Genomic DNA, 17,024 nt, shown 5'->3' with positions numbered 1-17,024 from the left:
AAGCCTAGGCTTCCGGGTCCGCGACGACCTTCTGCCGCTGATCGCCGAGCCCTTTGACGCCGAGCGTCATCACGTCGCCCGCCTTCAGGAAGATTTGCGGCTTCTTGCCGAGGCCGACGCCGGCCGGCGTGCCGGTGCAGATCAGATCGCCCGGCATCAGCGTCATGAACTTCGACACATAGGCGACGATCTCCTCGACCCCGAAGATCATGTCCTTAGTCGAGCCGTCCTGCATGCTCTTGCCGTTGAGATCGAGCCATAGCCGCAGATTCTGTGGATCCTTCACCTCGTCCTTGGTCACCAGCCAGGGGCCGATCGGGCCGAACGTGTCGCAGGACTTGCCCTTCGTCCACTGTCCTTGGCGCTCGATCTGATACTCGCGCTCAGAGATGTCGTTGACGGTGCAATAGCCGGCCACATAGTCCAGCGCCTGGCCTTCCTTGATGTATTTGGCCTGCTTGCCGATCACGACCCCGAGCTCGACCTCCCAGTCGCTCTTGACCGAGCCCCGCGGCAGCAGCACGTCGTCATTGGGTCCCACCACGCAGTTCAGCTGCTTGGAGAACACGATCGGCTCCGAAGGCGCCTTGGCGCCAGTTTCCTCGGCATGGTCGGTATAGTTCAGGCCGATGGCCAGGAACTTCTGAAAATGGGTGATGCAGGCGCCGATCCGCTGCTCGGTCATGACGATCGGCAGTTTCTCGGGATCGGCGGCGAGGATCTGATCGAGATTCTTCGGATGCAATGCCTCGGGCGTGATGTCGTCGACGATGTCCACGAGTTGCCGGATCCGGCCCTGTTTGTCGATCAGGCCCGCCTTTTCCGAGCCCACGTCTCCATAGCGTACAAGCTTCATCTTCCGTTCTCTCCCTGTGATTTGAAACTCACCGCCCACCGACGATGATGATGTGCAGACGACGGGGGCCATGGGCACCGAGCTGGATCTGCTGCTCGATGTCGGCGGTGCGCGATGGCCCGGTGATCATGTTGACGGTCCGCGGCATCACGGCCTCCCCGTTGAGGAAGCGCAGCCGCTGCCAGATCTCCTCATAGGAGCCGACGATACGATCGGCCTCGACGACCACCATGTGGTTGTCGGGCAGGAAATTCAGCGTGACGGGATTGCCGGGGCCGGAGGTCAGGACCAAAGTTCCGGTCTCGGCGACCGCACCGAAGGCACGCGACAGGGAGGCCTCGTCCGTCACCACGGCCGGCCCCTCCAGCCGCTCCAGCGAGGGCATCCGATACCAGGGCAGGCCGCGCAGATAGCCGTCGCGGCCCATGCGGAAGCGCGGCGGCAGGTTGCAGGAACGCAGGAAGGCGGCGACGGCATCGGGCACCTCCTCGAGCCGCGCCACGTCGACGACCGAGGCATTCACCGCCAGCGCCATCTCCTTGAACAGCTGGATGCGCTTGGCCTCGGGCAGAGTGCCCCGCTGCGGGACGAGATTGCGGGGATGCAAGGCCAGACGGCTATCCACGGCGGCCTTGCGCTGCGGATCGCCGGCCGGTGCCGCCAGGGCCCGACGCACGGCCCCCAGCACGGCGGAACGGTTATGGATGGCATCAGCCACGCTGCCGCTCCTTCCACTGCTCCCGGAAGGTGCGCCCCTCGGGCGCCGGGAAGTCACGATACTGGGTCCAGCCGGAAGCCAGCGGCAGGCGTCGCAAGCGCCCTCCCCGCCCCCCCAGCAGCCGCAGCGCCCGCGCCGCCAGCCCGGTGACCATTCCATAGAGCTTGGGCCGGGACGCGAGCCATGCCCAGGCCTTGATCCCGGCGCGCGTCGTCGCCGGCGACAAATGCCGCTCAAACTCGCGCTCCCGCCAGCTTCGCATCATGCGCGGCAGAGGAATGCGCATCGGGCAGACCTCCTCGCAGCGGCCGCAGAAGGTCGAGGCATTCGGCAATTGCCCCGCCTTGTCCACTCCCACCAGCGACGGCGTCAGGACGGCGCCCATGGGCCCCGAATAGACCCATCCATAGGCGTGTCCTCCCACGGCCTGGTAGACCGGGCAGTGATTGAGACAAGCGCCACAGCGGATGCAGCGCAGCATGTCCTGGAACTCGGTGCCCAGGATTCCGGAACGGCCATTGTCCAAAATGACCACGTGATACTCTTCCGGACCATCGGGGTCGCCTTCCCGCCGCGGCCCGGTGGAGAAGGTGGTGTAGGAGGAAAACTCCTGCCCCGTGGCCGAGCGTGCCAGGACCCGCAGAATGGTAGAGACGTCTTCCAGCGTCGGCACCATCTTCTCGATCGAGGCGATGACGATATGCACCTTCGGCAGCGATTGGGTCAGGTCGCCATTGCCTTCATTCGTGACGGTGATGGACGTGCCCGTCTCCGCGATGAGGAAATTCGCCCCCGTGATCCCGATATCCGCCTCGACATAGCGCTGGCGGAGCACAGCGCGCGCCTCGGCTACGAGCTCGGGCGCATCCGTGATGATGCGATCAGCGGGAAGATCCGTATGCACGCGCCGAAAGTCGGCTTCGATCTGGTCTTTGGTGAGATGGATGGCCGGCGCGATGATGTGGCTCGGCGTCTCGCCGCGCAGCTGGATGATGTATTCTCCGAGATCGGTTTCGATGGGCGTGACCCCGGTCGCTTCGAGGGCCGCGTTGAGGCCGATCTCCTCGCTCACCATGGACTTGCCTTTGGTGACGAGCTTCGCGCCGCGCTCCGTGCACAGCTCCACAATAATGCGTCGAGCATCTTCGGCCGTCGGTGCCCAATGCACATGGCCGCCGCTCTCATGCACCTTGCGCTCATAGGCCTCGAGATAGAGGTCGAGATGCGCCAGAGTGTGATTCTTGATCGCCGCCCCTTCGTCACGCAGCAGATCGAACTCGGGCAGTCGGTCGCGCGCCTTGGCGCGTTTGTCGACGAAGCCGGTGGGCACGTTGGTGAGGGCCCGCTGGAGCTTCTCGTCGTGAAGCGCCCTGGAGGCGTTGCGCTTGAAGGTATGGGACGTGATCTGCATGGATGCCTACCGCTTCGACGCCGGGGCGCCGATGCCCGGGTTGGACACTTCTTCGGCGAGGACTTCCGCCACGTGCCGAACCTCGACCGTGGATCCGCGCCGCTGCAGCTTGCCGGCCATGTTCATGAGGCAGCCCAGGTCGCCGGCGAGCAGGACCTCGGCTCCGGAGGATTCGATGTTGATGGCCTTCTTGTCCACCATGTCGTTGGAGATGTCCGGATATTTGACGCAGAAGGTGCCACCGAAACCGCAGCAGATCTCCGCATCCTTCATCTCCACGAGGGTGAGCCCGCGCACGCTGGCGAGCAATTGCCGCGGCTGCGCCTTGATCCCGAGTTCGCGCAGCCCCGAGCACGAATCGTGAAAGGTGACACTGCGGCGGAATTCGGCGGGAACCGCCTCGACGCCCAGGACCTGCGTCAAAAAGGAAATCAGCTCCCAGGCCTTGTCGGCCAGGGCCGCGGCGGCCGCGTGGTCGGCTGTACCCGCCTCGAACAGAGCGGGATAATGCTTGTGCAGCATTCCTGCACAGGATCCAGAGGGCGCGACCACATAGTCATAGGGCGCGAAGGCTTCGATCACCTGTCGAGCGATGGTCTGAGTATCGGTGCGGTCGCCGGAATTATAGGCGGGTTGGCCGCAGCAGGTCTGAGTGTCCGGCACATGCACCTCGCAGCCCGCCCATTCCAGCAGCTTCACGGCGGAAAAACCGACCGAGGGACGGAACAGGTCGACGAGGCAGGTGACGAAAAGGCCAACTTGAGGCGGAGAAGCGGTCATAAGATCCCTGAACGGTCTCTGGTTGGCGGGACTATATCTTTGGCCGCACAATGCGCCAATGTATAAGGGTGATAAACAGGAGCCATTCATGAGCTTTGGGAAAGTGGCAGCCGTTTGGCGCTATCCGGTGAGTTCCTTAGGGGGCGAGGTGCTGCCGCAAGCGGAGATCGACGAGACGGGAATCAAGGGCGACCGGATCTGGGGCGTGGCGGAGGCAGCCACCAATGGCATTGCCAAGCCCGAGGGGGAGAAGAAGTGGCGGGTCGTTGCCGACGTGCTGGCCAGAACCGGTGAGGCCGGCATCGAAATTCAGTCTCCCAATGGTGGCTGGTTGCCTGCGGGTTCGCCCGAGGCGGAGCAGGCGCTGCAGGACCATTTCGGCTTTCCGGTGCAACTGAAGCCGCATGGGGCCGCATTCGAATCACGTGAAACCGTCGCCCCCCGCTATCGTCGCAAGCCTATTCACCTGCTGACCAGCGCATCCCTGCGCACGCTCAAATCGGTCATTCCCGAGAGTGTGGTCGACGAGCGGCGCTTTCGCCCCAACATCCTCGTCGATCTGCCCGAAGAGGCCGATGAAGGTTTCGCCGAGGGCCGCTGGATCCGCAAGGAGATCCGCATCGGAGCCGTCCGGCTCTATGTTCTGGAGCCTTGCGAGCGCTGCGCCTTCACCATGGTTGCCCAGCGTGACATTCCCTTCGATAAATCGATCCTGGCGGCGATCTCCTCGGAGAACGGCAAGGGATTCGGCGTCCTCTGCCAGGTCCTCGACGGCGGCACGATTCGGCCGGGAGATCCTGTCGAGGTCGTCTGACCCATGCCCGTTGATCTCCAGACGCTGCTGGTCTTCGTGCCCATTGCCCTGGCCCTGAACCTGACCCCCGGCCCCGACATGCTCTTCTGTCTGGGCCAGGGCCTGAAGTCCGGGCCTCGGGCCGGCATGGCGGCGGCCATCGGTGTCGCCACCGGGGCCTTCATCCATTCCATTGCCGCGGGACTGGGCTTGGCCTCCCTCTTAGCCACGACACCCTTGGCCTTCGAGGTCATCCGCTGGATCGGCGTCGCCTATCTCGTCTGGATTGCAGTCAAGGCGTTTCGTGAGCCGCTCGGCGGTCTCCGGCCGGCCAATGTGGAGAGGACCAGCGCCTTTTCGGCATGGCGCAACGGCGTCCTGGTCTGCGTTCTCAATCCCAAGATGGCGATGTTCATCCTGGCCCTGGTGCCGCAATTCGTCGCTCCCTCGCAGGGCTCCGTTTTCGCCCAGTTCCTGATCTTCGGCTTGGTCCTGAATATCGGCGGCACCGTGGTGAACGGCCTGGTGGGAGTCTTTTCCGGCAGCATCGGCCAGTGGCTGGCCCGCAACCTGGTTGCCGCCCGCGTGCTGCAATATGTGACCGGCCTCATGTTCTTCGGCATCGCCGCCAAGCTGGCCTTCGACCGGCGATAGAGGCGCCTGCGCTTTCACAGCTGGGTTTAAGTCCGTCATCCTCGAGCTTGACCCGAGGATCCAGGACCACAGGGGAAAGCTTGTACCGCTTCACCCTGGATCCTCGGGTCAAGCTCGAGGATGACGATTTGAGAGAGGATGACGGTGTGAGAGAGGGATGACGGTGAGCGAGCAGCATAAGGAGAGCGAAGAATAAGGTCGCCACCCTCTCGATGGATACCGCACCGCCATCCATGGTATGACACTCCCGTGACACATGAGGGAAACAGGCAAGGATGAGCGGCCTCAGGATGCCGGAGCCGGATCGGGGCGTTTTGGCCCGGCGCCGCGAGATCGTGCGCAGCCTTCGCGCCATCGTGCCGGGCGAAGGGGTCATCGACACGGTCGACGAGTTGCGGGTCTTCGAGAGCGACGGGCTGACGGCTCATCGCCAGCTGCCCATGGTCGCGGTTCTCCCCCGCGATACGGCACAGGTCGCCGCCGTCCTGAGATTTTGCCACGAGCAGCAGATCCGCGTGGTGCCGCGTGGCGCCGGCACGTCCCTGTCGGGGGGCGCCCTGCCGCTGGAGGATGCCGTGCTCCTGGTCATGGCGAAGTTCAAGTCGATTCTCGACATCGATTACACCGACCGCTGCGTGACCGTGCAGCCGGGGGTGACCAACCTCGCCATCAGCGACGCCGTGCGCGGCGCGGGCTTCTATTATGCCCCCGACCCGTCCAGCCAGATTGCCTGCACCATCGGCGGCAATGTGGCGGAGAATGCCGGCGGCGTGCATTGCCTGAAATACGGCCTCACCACGAACAACGTGCTCGGGGTGGAGTTCGTCCTGATCGACGGCGAGGTGATCCGCCTCGGCGGCAAGCATCTCGATTCGGGTGGATTGGACCTGCTGGGGGTGGTGATCGGCTCGGAGGGGTTGCTCGGCGTGGTTACGGAGGTGACCGTCAGGATCCTGCCTCTGCCGGAGACCGCCCGCGCCCTGCTGGTGGGCTTTCCCTCGAGCGAAGAGGCCGGCAAATGCGTGGCCGATATCATCGCCGCAGGGATCATTCCCGCCGGCATCGAGATGATGGACCGGCCGGCGATCCATGCCGCCGAGGAATTCGTGCGCGCCGGCTATCCGCTCGACGTGGAGGCCCTGCTCATCATCGAGCTCGACGGTCCCGAAGCCGAGGTCACCCATCTGATCGAGCGGGTCTCCGCGATTGCCGATGCCAATGGCGCGGCCGGCCTGCGCGTCAGCACCACCGAAGCCGAACGGCTGGCCTTCTGGGCGGGACGCAAGGCGGCCTTCCCGGCGGTGGGCAGGATCTCGCCGGACTATCTCTGCATGGACGGCACCATCCCCCGCCACCAATTGCCCAAGGTATTGCACCGCATGGGCGAGATGTCGGTGCAATACGGGCTTCGGGTGGCGAATGTCTTTCACGCCGGCGACGGCAATCTGCATCCCCTGATCCTCTATGACGCGAATATCGCTGACGAATTGGAGCGCGCCGAGGCCTTCGGCGCCGACATCCTGAGGCTCTGCGTCGAGGTGGGAGGCGTGCTCACCGGCGAGCACGGGGTGGGAGTCGAGAAGCGCGATCTGATGCCGGTGATGTTCGACGAGGGCGATCTCGCCCATCAGCAGCGGCTGAAATGCGCCTTCGATCCGCAAGGATTGATGAATCCGGGCAAGGTGTTCCCGATCCTGCACCGCTGCGCCGAGCTGGGCGCCATGCATGTCCATCGCGGCCAGGTGCCGTTTCCGAACATTCCGCGGTTCTGAATGGCCTCGGTCCTCAAGCCCGAAAATCTCGGCCAGCTGCGCGATGCCGTGGCCTGGGCCGCCTCCGCCCAGGCGCCCATCGAGATTTTGGGGTCGGGCTCCAAGCGGGCGATCGGCGGGGTGATGGATGCGAGCTGGACCCTCGATACGACCGCTCTCTCCGGCATCAGCCTCTATGAGCCCGAGGAGCTGGTGATCCAGGCCGGCAGCGGCACGCCGCTGGAGGAGATCACCGCCGCGATCACGGCACGCGGCCAGTGCCTGGCCTTCGAGCCCCCCGACCTCACCGTGTTGCTCGGCGGCAATGGCGGGCCGGGGACGGCGGGCGGCCTGGTGGCGACGAACTTGGCCGGGCCGCGGCGGATCAAGGTCGGCGCGGTCCGCGACCATTTCCTCGGCTTCAAGGCGGTGAGCGGCCGCGGTGAGATCTTCAAGGGCGGTGGCCGCGTGGTGAAGAACGTGACCGGCTACGACCTGCCGAAGCTGATGGCGGGCTCCTGGGGCACGCTGGCGGTCATGTCCGAGGTGACCCTGAAGGTCTTGCCGGCCCCCGAGACTGAATCGAGCCTGATCCTGTTCGGGCTCGACGACGAGGCCGCCATAGCCGCCCTGTCCGCAGGCCTCGGCAGCGCCTGCGAGATTTCCGGCGCAGCCCACATCCCAGTGGACCTGGCGCGGCGCTTCGCGCCTGAGGATGCGGCGGGCCAGGGCGCCAGCGTCACCGCCTTCCGGCTGGAGGGCGTCGGCCCCTCCGTCGCCTATCGCGTGGCCAAGCTCGAGGCTCTGGTCGCAGTCCAGACGGCCAGCCTGGTGGTCGAGGCCGAACCGTCGCGCGCGCTCTGGGGCGACATCCGCGACGGCCTGCTGCTTGCCGACCGCTTCGACCGCCCGGTCTGGCGGATCTCGGTCGCCCCGGCGCGCGGAGCTGCGGTCTTGAACGAATTGCGCCGCACGGCTCAGGCACGCGGCTTCTATGATTGGGGCGGCGGGTTGATCTGGTGCGACGTGGCAGCGACAGCCGATGCCGGGGCGTCAAGCGTGCGCGGCTGCATCGCCCGCCATGGCGGTCATGCGACGCTGATTCGCGCCGATGCGGCCACCCGAGCGGCGGTCGCGAGCTTCGATCCGCTCTCCCCCGGCATCCGCGCCTTGACCCGGCGCGTAAAGGCGGGCTTCGATCCCCATGGCATCCTCAATCCCGGGCGCATGTATGACGGCAGTTGACAGGTCCTTGTAACGATGCAGACCCGCTTCACCGAAGCCCAGCGCGCCGACCCGAAGATCGCGGAAGCCGAGCAGATCCTGCGCGCCTGCGTCCATTGCGGCTTCTGCACGGCCACCTGCCCGACTTACGTGCTGCTGGGCGACGAGCTCGACAGCCCTCGCGGCCGCATCTATCTGATCAAGCAGATGCTGGAGGAGGACAAGCCCGTCACCGGCGAGGTGGTGAAGCATATCGACCGCTGCCTGTCCTGCCTGGCCTGCGTGACGACCTGTCCCTCGGGCGTCGATTACATGCACCTGATCGACCAGGCCCGGGTGCGGGTGGAGGAGACCTATCGCCGCCCCTGGTTCGACCGGCTGCTGCGCGACGCCCTGGCGGCGGTCCTCCCCGATCCGGACCGGATGCGCACCGCCCTGAAGCTGAGCCGGCTGGGACGCCCCTTTGCCCCTTTGCTGCAGGCGATCCCGCCGCTGCGGCCGCTGGCGGCGATGCTGCGGCTCGCACCGCGCACCCTGCCCGAGGCGAAGCCCTTGGCCATGCCGAGCGCCGGCAAGCGGCGCGGCCGCGTGGCGCTGCTCACCGGCTGCGCCCAGACGGTGCTGGCGCCGTCGATCAACGAGGCGACCGCGCGCCTTCTCGCCCGCATCGGCTACGAGCCGGTGGTGCCGCAGGGCCAGGGCTGCTGCGGCTCGCTCACCCATCACATGGGCCGCGACGAGGATGCTTTGGCGAAAGCGCGCGCGAATATCGACGCCTATATCGCCGAGATGGAGGGCGAGGGCTTGGAGGCGATCATCATCAATGCTTCCGGCTGCGGCACCACGGTGAAGGATTACGGCCACATGCTGAAGCGCGATCCGCTCTATGCGGAGAAGGCGGCGCGGGTCTCCGCCCTCACCCAGGACGTGACCGAGTTCCTTGCAGCCCAGGGCCTGCCCGAGGGGCGCGTGCCCATCGCCATGCGGGTCGCCTATCATTCGGCCTGTTCCATGCAGCATGGCCAGAAGATCCGCACGGCCCCGAAGCAGCTTTTGTCGGAGGCGGGCTTCGAGGTGGTGGAGCCGGCGGAGGGCCATCTCTGCTGCGGCTCGGCCGGGACCTACAACATCCTGCAGCCGGAGATCGCGACCCGGCTGCGCGACCGCAAGCTCGACAACATCCGCGCGACCCGCCCCGACGTCATCGCCACCGGCAATATCGGCTGCCTGACCCAGCTCGGCTCCGGCACGGAGATTCCCGTGACGCACACGGTGGAATTGCTCGACTGGGCAACGGGAGGCCCCCGGCCGGCGGCCATGGTGCGCTGACGCGCGCTCACGCCTTGCCGCTGTGACATCCATCCGATAGAACCCGCCGCACAGAACCAACCGGCAGGACTGACGCTCGGATGAGCAAGACATTGAAATCGGAGCGCCCCAAGGCGCGCGTCGCGAAAGGCTTTCGCGACGTCGAGGCGAGCGAGATCCGCGCGCTCAAGAAGATGCTGCAGACCATCGAGCAGGTCTATGAATCCTATGGCTTCGATCCCGTCGAGACGCCGACCATCGAGTATACCGACGCCTTGGGAAAATTCCTGCCTGACCAGGACCGCCCCAACGAGGGCGTGTTCTCGTTCCAGGACGAAGACGACCAGTGGCTGTCCCTGCGCTACGACCTGACCGCCCCCCTCGCCCGCTATGTGGCGGAGCATTACGACAGCCTGCCCAAGCCCTATCGCTCCTATCGCTCGGGCTGGGTCTATCGCAATGAGAAGCCGGGACCAGGCCGGTTCCGCCAGTTCATGCAGTTCGACGCCGACACCGTGGGCACCAGCAACCCGGCGGCGGATGCCGAAATCTGCATGCTGGCAGCCGACACGCTGGAGGCGCTGGGGATCCCGCGCGGTTCTTACGTGATCCGCGTCAACAACCGCAAGATCCTCGACGGCGTCATGGAAGCCGTCGGTCTGACTGGCATTGAAGATTCTGGGCGCCGTCTAACGGTTTTGCGAGCTATAGACAAGTTGGACAAGATCGGTCTGGACGGTGTCAAAGACCTGTTAACATCTGGGCGTACAGACGCCAGTGGCGACGTCACCAAAGGAGCAGGCCTGATTGAAGATAACGTCACGATTGTGTTGGCGTATCTACAGATCGTTGGCAAGGATGGCGCCGAGAAGCTTGCTAAAGTTAATGATTTAATTGGATCCGAAGATTTGGCTATCAGTGAAACTGTACAGTTGCTGTTGCATTGTAAAGATGCTGGATATGAGCAAGACAGAATCACTTTCGACCCGTCCGTCGTCCGCGGCCTCGAATATTACACCGGCCCCGTCTTCGAGGCCGAGCTCCTGTTTGATGCCCGCAACGAGGAGGGCGAGGTCACCCGTTTCGGCTCCGTCGGCGGCGGCGGGCGCTATGACGGGCTAGTCGAGCGTTTTCGTGGTGAGAAGGTACCGGCGACCGGCTTCTCCATCGGCGTCTCCAGGCTTTACGCGGCCCTGAAGCATCTGGGCAAGATCGAGGACCAGGGGGCGGCTGCACCCGTGGTGGTGCTGGTCATGGACAAGGAGCGCATGGGCGACTACCAGGCCATGGTCACCGAGCTCCGCCAGGCGGGGCTGCGCGCCGAGATGTATCTCGGCACCTCCGGCATGAAGGCGCAGATGAAATATGCCGACCGCCGCGGCAGCCCTTGCGTGATCATCCAGGGAGGTGACGAACTGGCGCGCGGTGAGGTGCAGGTGAAAGACCTGGTCGCCGGTGCCGAGGCCGCCAAGGCCATCGAAGGCCGTGACGAATGGCGCGAGGCCCGCCCCGCCCAGGTGACGGTCAAGCGCGACGCTCTGGTGGCGGCGGTGCAAGAGATCCTGGCACGGTATTCCTGATGTGCCCTACCCTACCATCGACCGTCAGGCCCGGGCCTGATGCGAGCATCAAGGAGCCGCGGGGGACGCGCTTTCCCTGGGCGACCCTGGATCCTCGGGTCAAGCCCGAGGATGACGGTGGAGAAGATGACGCTGCCGCAACCCTTCACCTCTCCCCGTGCGTGAAAGGGAGCCGCCCCCATGCCCGGTAGGTCCTCTGCCGATCGGGGCTCCCTCGAGGCGCAGAATGCGGCCATGCTGGCGCTGATCGAGGCGGCCGGCTTCGATCATGTGACGCCTGACATCCTGCAGCCGGCGGATCTGTTCCTCGACCGCTCCGGCGAGGATATCCGCACCCGCACCTATGTCTTCACCGACCCTTCGGGTCGCGAGTTGTGCCTGCGCCCGGACCTGACCGTGCCCACCTGCCGCTATCATCTGGAGACGGCGCCCTCCCCTGCGACTGAGGCGCGTTACTGCTATTGCGGCCCGGCCTTCCGCCACCAGCCTCAAGGCGCGGATGCCATGCACCCCAACGAATTCGTGCAAGTCGGCATGGAATGGCTGGGCGACACTGACGCAGGGATCGCAGAGGCCGAGATCTTCGCCCTGACCGTGAAGGCGCTCCATGCCGCGGGCCTGACCCGCTACCGCGTCAAGCTCGGCGACCTCGCCCTGCTTGCGGCGCTGCTCGATGCGATCGACATGCCCGAGCGGTGGCGCCAGCGGCTCAAGCATCAATTCTGGCGGCCCCGGGCCTTCCGCGACCTGCTCGACACGCTCTCCAGCCGCCGCAAGCCGGTGCGCTCGGCGACCGAAGAGCTGCTGACCCGGCTGCATGGCGCCCCGGAAGCACGCGCCCTGCAGCTCGTGGAGGAGGTGCTGGAGCATGAAGACATTCCGCTGGTCGGCGGCCGCACCATCGCCGAGATCGCCCGGCGGCTGCATGAGCGGGCCCGCGACCGCGACGAGGATCCCCTCGATGCCGATGCTGTCGACTTGATCGAGACCTATCTCGCCATCGATGGGGCGCCGGAAGATGCAAGCCTCGCCATGCGCGCCATCGCGGAGAAGGCCGGTGCGCAGTTCGGGGCCGTGCTCGACCAGTTCGACCGGCGCTTTGCCGAGGCCAGAGCCCAGGGCATAGAAGTCGAGACCCACCGCTTTTCCGGCGTCTTCGGCCGCAGCCTCGAATATTATTCGGGCTTCGTCTTCCAGATCGAGGTGGAGAGCGCGACGGGTTGGCTGCCGCTTGCCGGCGGCGGCCGCTATGACGGCTTGATGGCCGCCATCGGCAGCCCGGAGCCTGTGCCGGCGGTGGGCTGCGCCATTCACACCGAGCGGCTGCGGCTGGCGCTGGAGGCCCGGTCATGATGAAGCCGCTGATCATCGCCCTGCCCTCCAAGGGACGACTCATGGAGAAGGCCTCCGAGTTGCTGGGCGGCGTCGGCTTGACGCTCGATCGCACCGGGGCGGGACGCGGCTATCAGGGCCGCCTAAACGGCATCGACGGCGTCGAGGTATCCTACCTCTCGGCGACCGAGATCGCCCATCTGCTGCGCGAGGGCGCCATCGATATCGGGATCACCGGCGAGGACTTGCTGCGTGAGCACATCCCCAACATGGCCGAGATTGTCGACATCCAGCTGCGGTTCGGCTTCGGCCGCGCCGATGTGATCGTCGCCGTGCCGGAATGCTGGCTGGACGTCGCCACCATGACCGATCTCGACGAGGTGGCGCTGGCCTATTACGCCCGCCATGGCCGCAGGCTTCGGGTGGCGACGAAATACATGAACCTGACGCGCCGCTTCTTCGCCGAGAATGGGGTGCGCGGCTATCGAATCGTCGAGAGCCTCGGTGCAACCGAGGGGGCGCCGGCGGCGGGCACGGCGGAGGTGATCGTCGACATCACCTCGACGGGGGCGACGTTGGAAGCCAACCACCTCAAGATCCTCGACGACGGCGTGATCCTGAAATCGGAAGCCGTGCTGGCAGCCCATCTCGGAGCCATGAGCGATGCCCGGCTGCAGGAGATCGTCAAGCGGCTGGCCTGAACCGGCCCCGGCCGGGCGAGTGGCGGGCCTTGGGCCTCGGCGAAATCGCAGTGCCAGCGGCGGCGCGACCGCCGAGATCGTCGCCCATCTTGATGATCCAAAATCTCTTTCAAACAATACTGATATTTAAAAATCATAATCTTAAGATTATGATTTTTACTGCCCTAATCACATTTTCATCAGCATTGATCGATTTTTGTTGAACATCCAACGGCGTCCGTCGGTGGAACATCAACTTAGCCGTGCTGTTAAGCATCGGAGATTTATCTCGGCGATGCGGAAAACTGAGCGACAGCCTTGAACAAGTTGCATCGTCTTTGCTCGACGAATCTTGAAATCAAGGAGACTTTCCCATGCAGACAAAGACCCTCCTGGCCACCTCCGGCCTCACCCTTTCACTTGCCTTGGCCAGCCTGACACCGTCCTGGGCTCTGGATGTGCCCTTCGTTCCGACACCGAACGCCATGGTCGACCGCATGCTCGAAATGGCGGATGTGAAGGAAACCGATGTTCTCCTCGACCTCGGCTCGGGCGATGGCCGTATCGCCATTGCCGCCGCCAAGGAGCACGGCATCCCGGCGCACGGGGTCGATCTGGATCCGAACCGCGTGGCGGAGGCAAAGGCGAACGCCAAGGAGGCAGGTGTTGCCGATCGCGCGACGTTCGAAGAGCAGAACCTGTTCGAGACCGATCTCTCCAAAGCCTCCATCATCACCATGTATCTGCTGCCGAAGGTCAATCTCGAGCTGAAGCCGAAACTGCTGGAACTGACGCCGGGCACCCGCCTTGTCTCGCATCAGTTCAACCTTGGGCCATGGACGCCTGACCAGTCCGACGAGGTCGACGGGCGTGACGTCTATCTCTGGCATGTGCCGGCAAAGGTGGAAGGCACCTGGCGCGTGGAAAGCCCCGAGGTGACATTCACCCTGGACCTTGACCAGACTTACCAGCAGGTCGAAGGCACCGCCGAGATCGAGGGCAAGTCCGTGCCCATCGAGAATGCCTCCCTGAAGGGCGATGCGCTGAGTTTCGAGGTCGAAGTCGAGCCGGGATCGCCTCGTGAATTCGTGGGCCGGGTGAACGGCACCTCGATCGAGCCCATGGCGACGGACGCCTCCGGTGCCGCGATGGATTGGCGCGCCACCAAGAGCTGATCCCGTCCCGTCATGACCATGGCGGACTCTCTGAGACAGGCATCTGACCCCTGGGAGGATGCCTGTTTCGGCGGCTCGCACGCCACAGGATACCAGCAATGAACGCAGCGGCTCAGCCTCGCGCCACCCTCTCGGTGTTCGAAGGCGTATGCATGATCATCTCCGTGGTGGTCGGCATCGGCATCTTCAAGATTCCAGCCCTCGTCGCCGGCAATGTCAGCAGCGAGGCCATGTTCGTTTCCGTCTGGGTGGTCGGCGGCCTCATCACCATGGTGGGCGCCCTCTGTTACGCCGAGCTCGGCTCCTCCTATCCCAGCGAGGGAGGCGAATATCACTTCCTGCGGCGCGCCTTCGGGCGCTCCACGGGCCTGTTCTTCGCCTGGGCGCGGGGGACCGTCATCCAGACGGGTGCGATTGCGGCTTTGGCCTTCGTCTATGGCGACTATGCCCAGCAGCTGGTGCCCCTGGGACCCTACGGGCCCTCGCTGCATGCCTTTTCCGCCGTGATCGCCTTCACCGCCCTGAATGTCCTCGGCACCCGGCCCTCGAAATCCGTGCAGATCGCCATGACCGTGGCGGTGATCCTCGGCCTGGCCGCGATGGTCGCGATCGGCCTCACGGCACCCGTCGCCGCTGAAGGCGTGCCCCCGGCGCAGGACAACGGATCGGCGCTCGGCATGGCCATGGTGCTCGTCCTCCTGACCTTCGGCGGCTGGAACGAGGCCGCCTATCTCTCCGGTGAGATCCGCGAAGTGCGCCGCAAGATGGCGCGCATCCTGGCCATCGGCGTCGTGGTGATCATGGCCTTCTACATCCTGATCAACATGGCCTATCTCAACGCCTTGGGCCTCGAGCGGCTGCGGGGGACGGAGGCGCCGGGAGCGGATCTCGTGAGGATCACCTTCGGCGAGCTGGGGGCCATGCTGCTGAGCCTCGGCGTCTGCATCGCCGCCCTGACCTCGGTGAATGCGACCATCTTCACCGGCGGCCGCGCCTATTTCGCCCTCGGACGCGATCTCCCGCATCTGCGCTTCCTCGGCGAATGGGACCAGAAGGGCAGCACCCCGCGCAACGCCCTGCTGGTGCAGGGGGTGATTTCCTCCGGCCTCGTGCTCTTTGGCGCGATCGCCCGCGACGGCTTCCAGTCCATGGTCGACTACACCGCCCCGGTCTTCTGGTTCTTCATGCTGCTGGTCAGCCTGTCGCTGTTCGTCTTGCGCGGCAAGCATCCCGGGGAACGGCCCTTCTCCGTGCCGTTCTATCCCGTTCTCCCGGCCCTGTTCTCCGCGACCTGCCTGGGCCTGCTCTATTCGAGCCTTGCCTATACCGGCTTGGGGGCGCTCATCGGGATCGTGGTCCTCCTGGCCGGCGTGCCGGTGGTGATGATGGAACGCCGCTTCCGCCTGCAGCCGGCGGAGTAATTCGAGGCAACAGGGATCGCGATCGCCTCAGGTGATCGCGATCGCCCTGAAGTCGTTGACATTGGTATGGGTCGGCCCGGTCATCACCAGGGTCCCAAGGGCATGGAACAGGGCATAGGCATCATTGGCATCGAGCAGGGCTTGCGGGTCGAGGCCCTGGGCCCGGGCCTCGGCGAGGGTGTTTGCGTCCACAAAGGCTCCGGCATTGTCCTCCGAGCCATCGATACCGTCGGTATCGCAGGCCAGCGCTTCGACGCCAGGCAGCCCGTTGAGGCCGAGGGCCAGCGCGAGAGCATATTCGCTGTTGCGCCCGCCCCGGCCCTGGCCCCGGACGGTGACCGTCGTCTCCCCCCCCGAGAGCACGATCGCCGGGGCCTTGACCGGCACCCGCCCTGCGGCGATCTCGCGGACGAACTGGGCATGCGCGGCACCGACCTCCCGCGCCTCGCCTTCGATGCGGTCGCCCAGGTCGACAACCGTGAAGCCGGCCGCCTCCGCCCGTTCGCGTGCGGCTGCGAGCGACAGGGAGGGGGCTGCGACGATGCGGGCCTCGCAGCGGGCAAGATGTGGATCGTCGGGCTTCGGCGTCTCCGAACGCGGATCCCGGAGCCAGTCGGTGACGGCTTCGGGCACCTCGAGGCGGTATTTGGCGAGAATGCTCAAGGCATCCGCCCGGCTCGTGGGATCCGCCAGGCCCGGTCCCGAGGCGACCATGGAGGGGTCATCCGCGGGCACGTCCGAGATGAGCAGCGAGATGCAGGCTGCGGGCCATGCCGCCGCCGCCAGCCGCCCGCCCTTGATGGCGGAGAGATGTTTGCGGACGCAGTTCATCTCCGTGATCGTCGCCCCCGAGGCGAGCAGGGCGCGATTGACCGCCTGCTTGTCCTCGAAGCTGAGCCCTGCCGCCGGCAGCGCCATTAGCGCCGAGCCGCCGCCGGAGATGAGACACAGCAGCAGGTCGTTTTCGGTGAGCTCCGATGCGAGCGCGAGGATGCGCTGCGCCGCGCGATGCCCGGCCAGGTCCGGGACCGGATGCGAGGCTTCCACCACCTCGATCTGCCGCGTCGGCAGGCCGTGTCCGTATCGTGTGATGACGAGGCCTTCGAGCGGCCCCGCCCAATGAGCCTCCACCGCTTGCGCCATGGCGGCGGCAGCCTTGCCCGCGCCGACCACCACGGTTCGCCCCGGCGGAGGCTCCGGCAGATGCGGCGGCAGCACCACCAGGGGATCGGCCGCTTTCACCGCCGCCCCGAACATCTCGAGCAGGAGGGCGCGGACGGTGTCTGCGGGCGGGTGATGGGCCATGCGTCTATCCTTGTCTGTTGGTGGTCTCCACAGACT

At 65.5% G+C, this 17,024-nt stretch carries 15 protein-coding genes; 10 read left to right on the top strand and 5 right to left on the bottom strand.

All coding sequences use genetic code 11. The annotated features are described in order from the left end of the window. Positions 1–4 precede the first annotated feature (4 nt). The 4 genes from FKM97_RS06510 to FKM97_RS06495 are packed head-to-tail and all read right to left on the bottom strand — an operon-like array spanning position 5 to position 3,765. A complete protein-coding gene (locus tag FKM97_RS06510; RefSeq protein WP_144291562.1) occupies positions 5–856 on the bottom strand; it encodes a fumarylacetoacetate hydrolase family protein in 852 nt (283 codons plus the stop codon). A 28-nt stretch (positions 857–884) separates the two neighbouring features. Then, positions 885–1,574, bottom strand: coding sequence for a LutC/YkgG family protein (locus FKM97_RS06505; protein WP_246104956.1), 690 nt, complete (start codon positions 1,572–1,574; stop codon positions 885–887). After that, positions 1,567–2,985: a LutB/LldF family L-lactate oxidation iron-sulfur protein gene (locus FKM97_RS06500; protein WP_144291561.1), complete on the bottom strand. Its 1,419-nt coding sequence runs from the start codon at positions 2,983–2,985 to the stop codon at positions 1,567–1,569. The genes FKM97_RS06505 and FKM97_RS06500 overlap by 8 nt, the downstream gene beginning before the upstream one ends. A gap of 6 nt (positions 2,986–2,991) precedes the next feature. Beyond that, entirely contained in the window at positions 2,992–3,765 is a 774-nt protein-coding gene (locus FKM97_RS06495) for a (Fe-S)-binding protein (RefSeq protein WP_144291560.1), read from the bottom strand. Between the two features lie 88 nt (positions 3,766–3,853). On the opposite strand from FKM97_RS06495, the gene FKM97_RS06490 reads away from it, so the two are divergent. The 10 genes from FKM97_RS06490 to FKM97_RS06445 all read left to right on the top strand — a co-directional run bounded on the left by FKM97_RS06490 (position 3,854) and on the right by FKM97_RS06445 (position 15,683). Continuing rightward, on the top strand, positions 3,854–4,579 hold the full coding sequence (locus tag FKM97_RS06490) for an MOSC domain-containing protein (protein WP_170240786.1): 726 nt from the start codon (positions 3,854–3,856) through the stop codon (positions 4,577–4,579). Positions 4,580–4,582: 3 nt separating this feature from the next. Beyond that, the gene (locus FKM97_RS06485) at positions 4,583–5,212 is read left to right on the top strand and encodes a LysE family translocator (protein ID WP_144291558.1); all 630 of its coding nucleotides are present in this window, start codon (positions 4,583–4,585) and stop codon (positions 5,210–5,212) included. 275 nt (positions 5,213–5,487) lie between these two features. After that, positions 5,488–6,984 (top strand): FAD-linked oxidase C-terminal domain-containing protein, encoded by a 1,497-nt coding sequence (locus FKM97_RS06480; protein ID WP_144291557.1) that lies wholly within the window; start codon positions 5,488–5,490, stop codon positions 6,982–6,984. Next, positions 6,985–8,208 (top strand): glycolate oxidase subunit GlcE, encoded by a 1,224-nt coding sequence (gene glcE / locus FKM97_RS06475; RefSeq protein ID WP_144291556.1) that lies wholly within the window; start codon positions 6,985–6,987, stop codon positions 8,206–8,208. Positions 8,209–8,223: 15 nt separating this feature from the next. Next, positions 8,224–9,516 carry a glycolate oxidase subunit GlcF gene (gene glcF / locus FKM97_RS06470; RefSeq protein ID WP_144291555.1) on the top strand — a complete coding sequence of 431 codons (1,293 nt, stop codon included), beginning with the start codon at positions 8,224–8,226 and terminating at the stop codon, positions 9,514–9,516. Between the two features lie 80 nt (positions 9,517–9,596). Further along, positions 9,597–11,075 carry a histidine--tRNA ligase gene (hisS, locus tag FKM97_RS06465; RefSeq protein ID WP_144291554.1) on the top strand — a complete coding sequence of 493 codons (1,479 nt, stop codon included), beginning with the start codon at positions 9,597–9,599 and terminating at the stop codon, positions 11,073–11,075. A 180-nt stretch (positions 11,076–11,255) separates the two neighbouring features. Next, positions 11,256–12,428 (top strand): ATP phosphoribosyltransferase regulatory subunit, encoded by a 1,173-nt coding sequence (locus tag FKM97_RS06460; protein WP_144291553.1) that lies wholly within the window; start codon positions 11,256–11,258, stop codon positions 12,426–12,428. Then, on the top strand, positions 12,425–13,108 hold the full coding sequence (gene hisG / locus FKM97_RS06455) for an ATP phosphoribosyltransferase (protein ID WP_144291552.1): 684 nt from the start codon (positions 12,425–12,427) through the stop codon (positions 13,106–13,108). The genes FKM97_RS06460 and hisG overlap by 4 nt, the downstream gene beginning before the upstream one ends. A gap of 353 nt (positions 13,109–13,461) precedes the next feature. Then, a complete protein-coding gene (locus tag FKM97_RS06450; protein ID WP_144291551.1) occupies positions 13,462–14,262 on the top strand; it encodes an SAM-dependent methyltransferase in 801 nt (266 codons plus the stop codon). Between the two features lie 98 nt (positions 14,263–14,360). Continuing rightward, a complete protein-coding gene (locus FKM97_RS06445) occupies positions 14,361–15,683 on the top strand; it encodes an APC family permease (protein WP_144291550.1) in 1,323 nt (440 codons plus the stop codon). Between the two features lie 27 nt (positions 15,684–15,710). Here the strand turns inward: FKM97_RS06445 and FKM97_RS06440 are convergent, their stop codons facing one another. Next, a complete protein-coding gene (locus tag FKM97_RS06440; RefSeq protein ID WP_144291549.1) occupies positions 15,711–16,988 on the bottom strand; it encodes a glycerate kinase type-2 family protein in 1,278 nt (425 codons plus the stop codon). Positions 16,989–17,024: the final 36 nt, after the last annotated feature.

The sequence above is a fragment of the Rhodoligotrophos appendicifer genome (assembly GCF_007474605.1).
GTDB classification, from domain to species: domain Bacteria; phylum Pseudomonadota; class Alphaproteobacteria; order Rhizobiales; family Im1; genus Rhodoligotrophos; species Rhodoligotrophos appendicifer.
The sequence above is the reverse complement of the archived record's forward strand: the minus strand, read 5'-3'. Positions and strand labels throughout refer to the sequence as shown.

Bases quoted from the DNA above. Each gene is read 5' to 3' on its own strand.
- FKM97_RS06510 (WP_144291562.1), bottom strand. From the start codon at position 856: ATGAAGCTTGTACGCTATGGAGACGTGGGCTCGGAAAAGGCGGGCCTG.
- FKM97_RS06500 (WP_144291561.1), bottom strand. From the start codon at position 2,985: ATGCAGATCACGTCCCATACCTTCAAGCGCAACGCCTCCAGGGCGCTT.
- FKM97_RS06495 (WP_144291560.1), bottom strand. From the start codon at position 3,765: ATGACCGCTTCTCCGCCTCAAGTTGGCCTTTTCGTCACCTGCCTCGTC.
- FKM97_RS06490 (WP_170240786.1), top strand. From the start codon at position 3,854: ATGAGCTTTGGGAAAGTGGCAGCCGTTTGGCGCTATCCGGTGAGTTCC.
- FKM97_RS06485 (WP_144291558.1), top strand. From the start codon at position 4,583: ATGCCCGTTGATCTCCAGACGCTGCTGGTCTTCGTGCCCATTGCCCTG.
- FKM97_RS06480 (WP_144291557.1), top strand. From the start codon at position 5,488: ATGAGCGGCCTCAGGATGCCGGAGCCGGATCGGGGCGTTTTGGCCCGG.
- glcE (WP_144291556.1), top strand. From the start codon at position 6,985: ATGGCCTCGGTCCTCAAGCCCGAAAATCTCGGCCAGCTGCGCGATGCC.
- glcF (WP_144291555.1), top strand. From the start codon at position 8,224: ATGCAGACCCGCTTCACCGAAGCCCAGCGCGCCGACCCGAAGATCGCG.
- hisS (WP_144291554.1), top strand. From the start codon at position 9,597: ATGAGCAAGACATTGAAATCGGAGCGCCCCAAGGCGCGCGTCGCGAAA.
- FKM97_RS06460 (WP_144291553.1), top strand. From the start codon at position 11,256: ATGCCCGGTAGGTCCTCTGCCGATCGGGGCTCCCTCGAGGCGCAGAAT.
- hisG (WP_144291552.1), top strand. From the start codon at position 12,425: ATGATGAAGCCGCTGATCATCGCCCTGCCCTCCAAGGGACGACTCATG.
- FKM97_RS06450 (WP_144291551.1), top strand. From the start codon at position 13,462: ATGCAGACAAAGACCCTCCTGGCCACCTCCGGCCTCACCCTTTCACTT.
- FKM97_RS06445 (WP_144291550.1), top strand. From the start codon at position 14,361: ATGAACGCAGCGGCTCAGCCTCGCGCCACCCTCTCGGTGTTCGAAGGC.
- FKM97_RS06440 (WP_144291549.1), bottom strand. From the start codon at position 16,988: ATGGCCCATCACCCGCCCGCAGACACCGTCCGCGCCCTCCTGCTCGAG.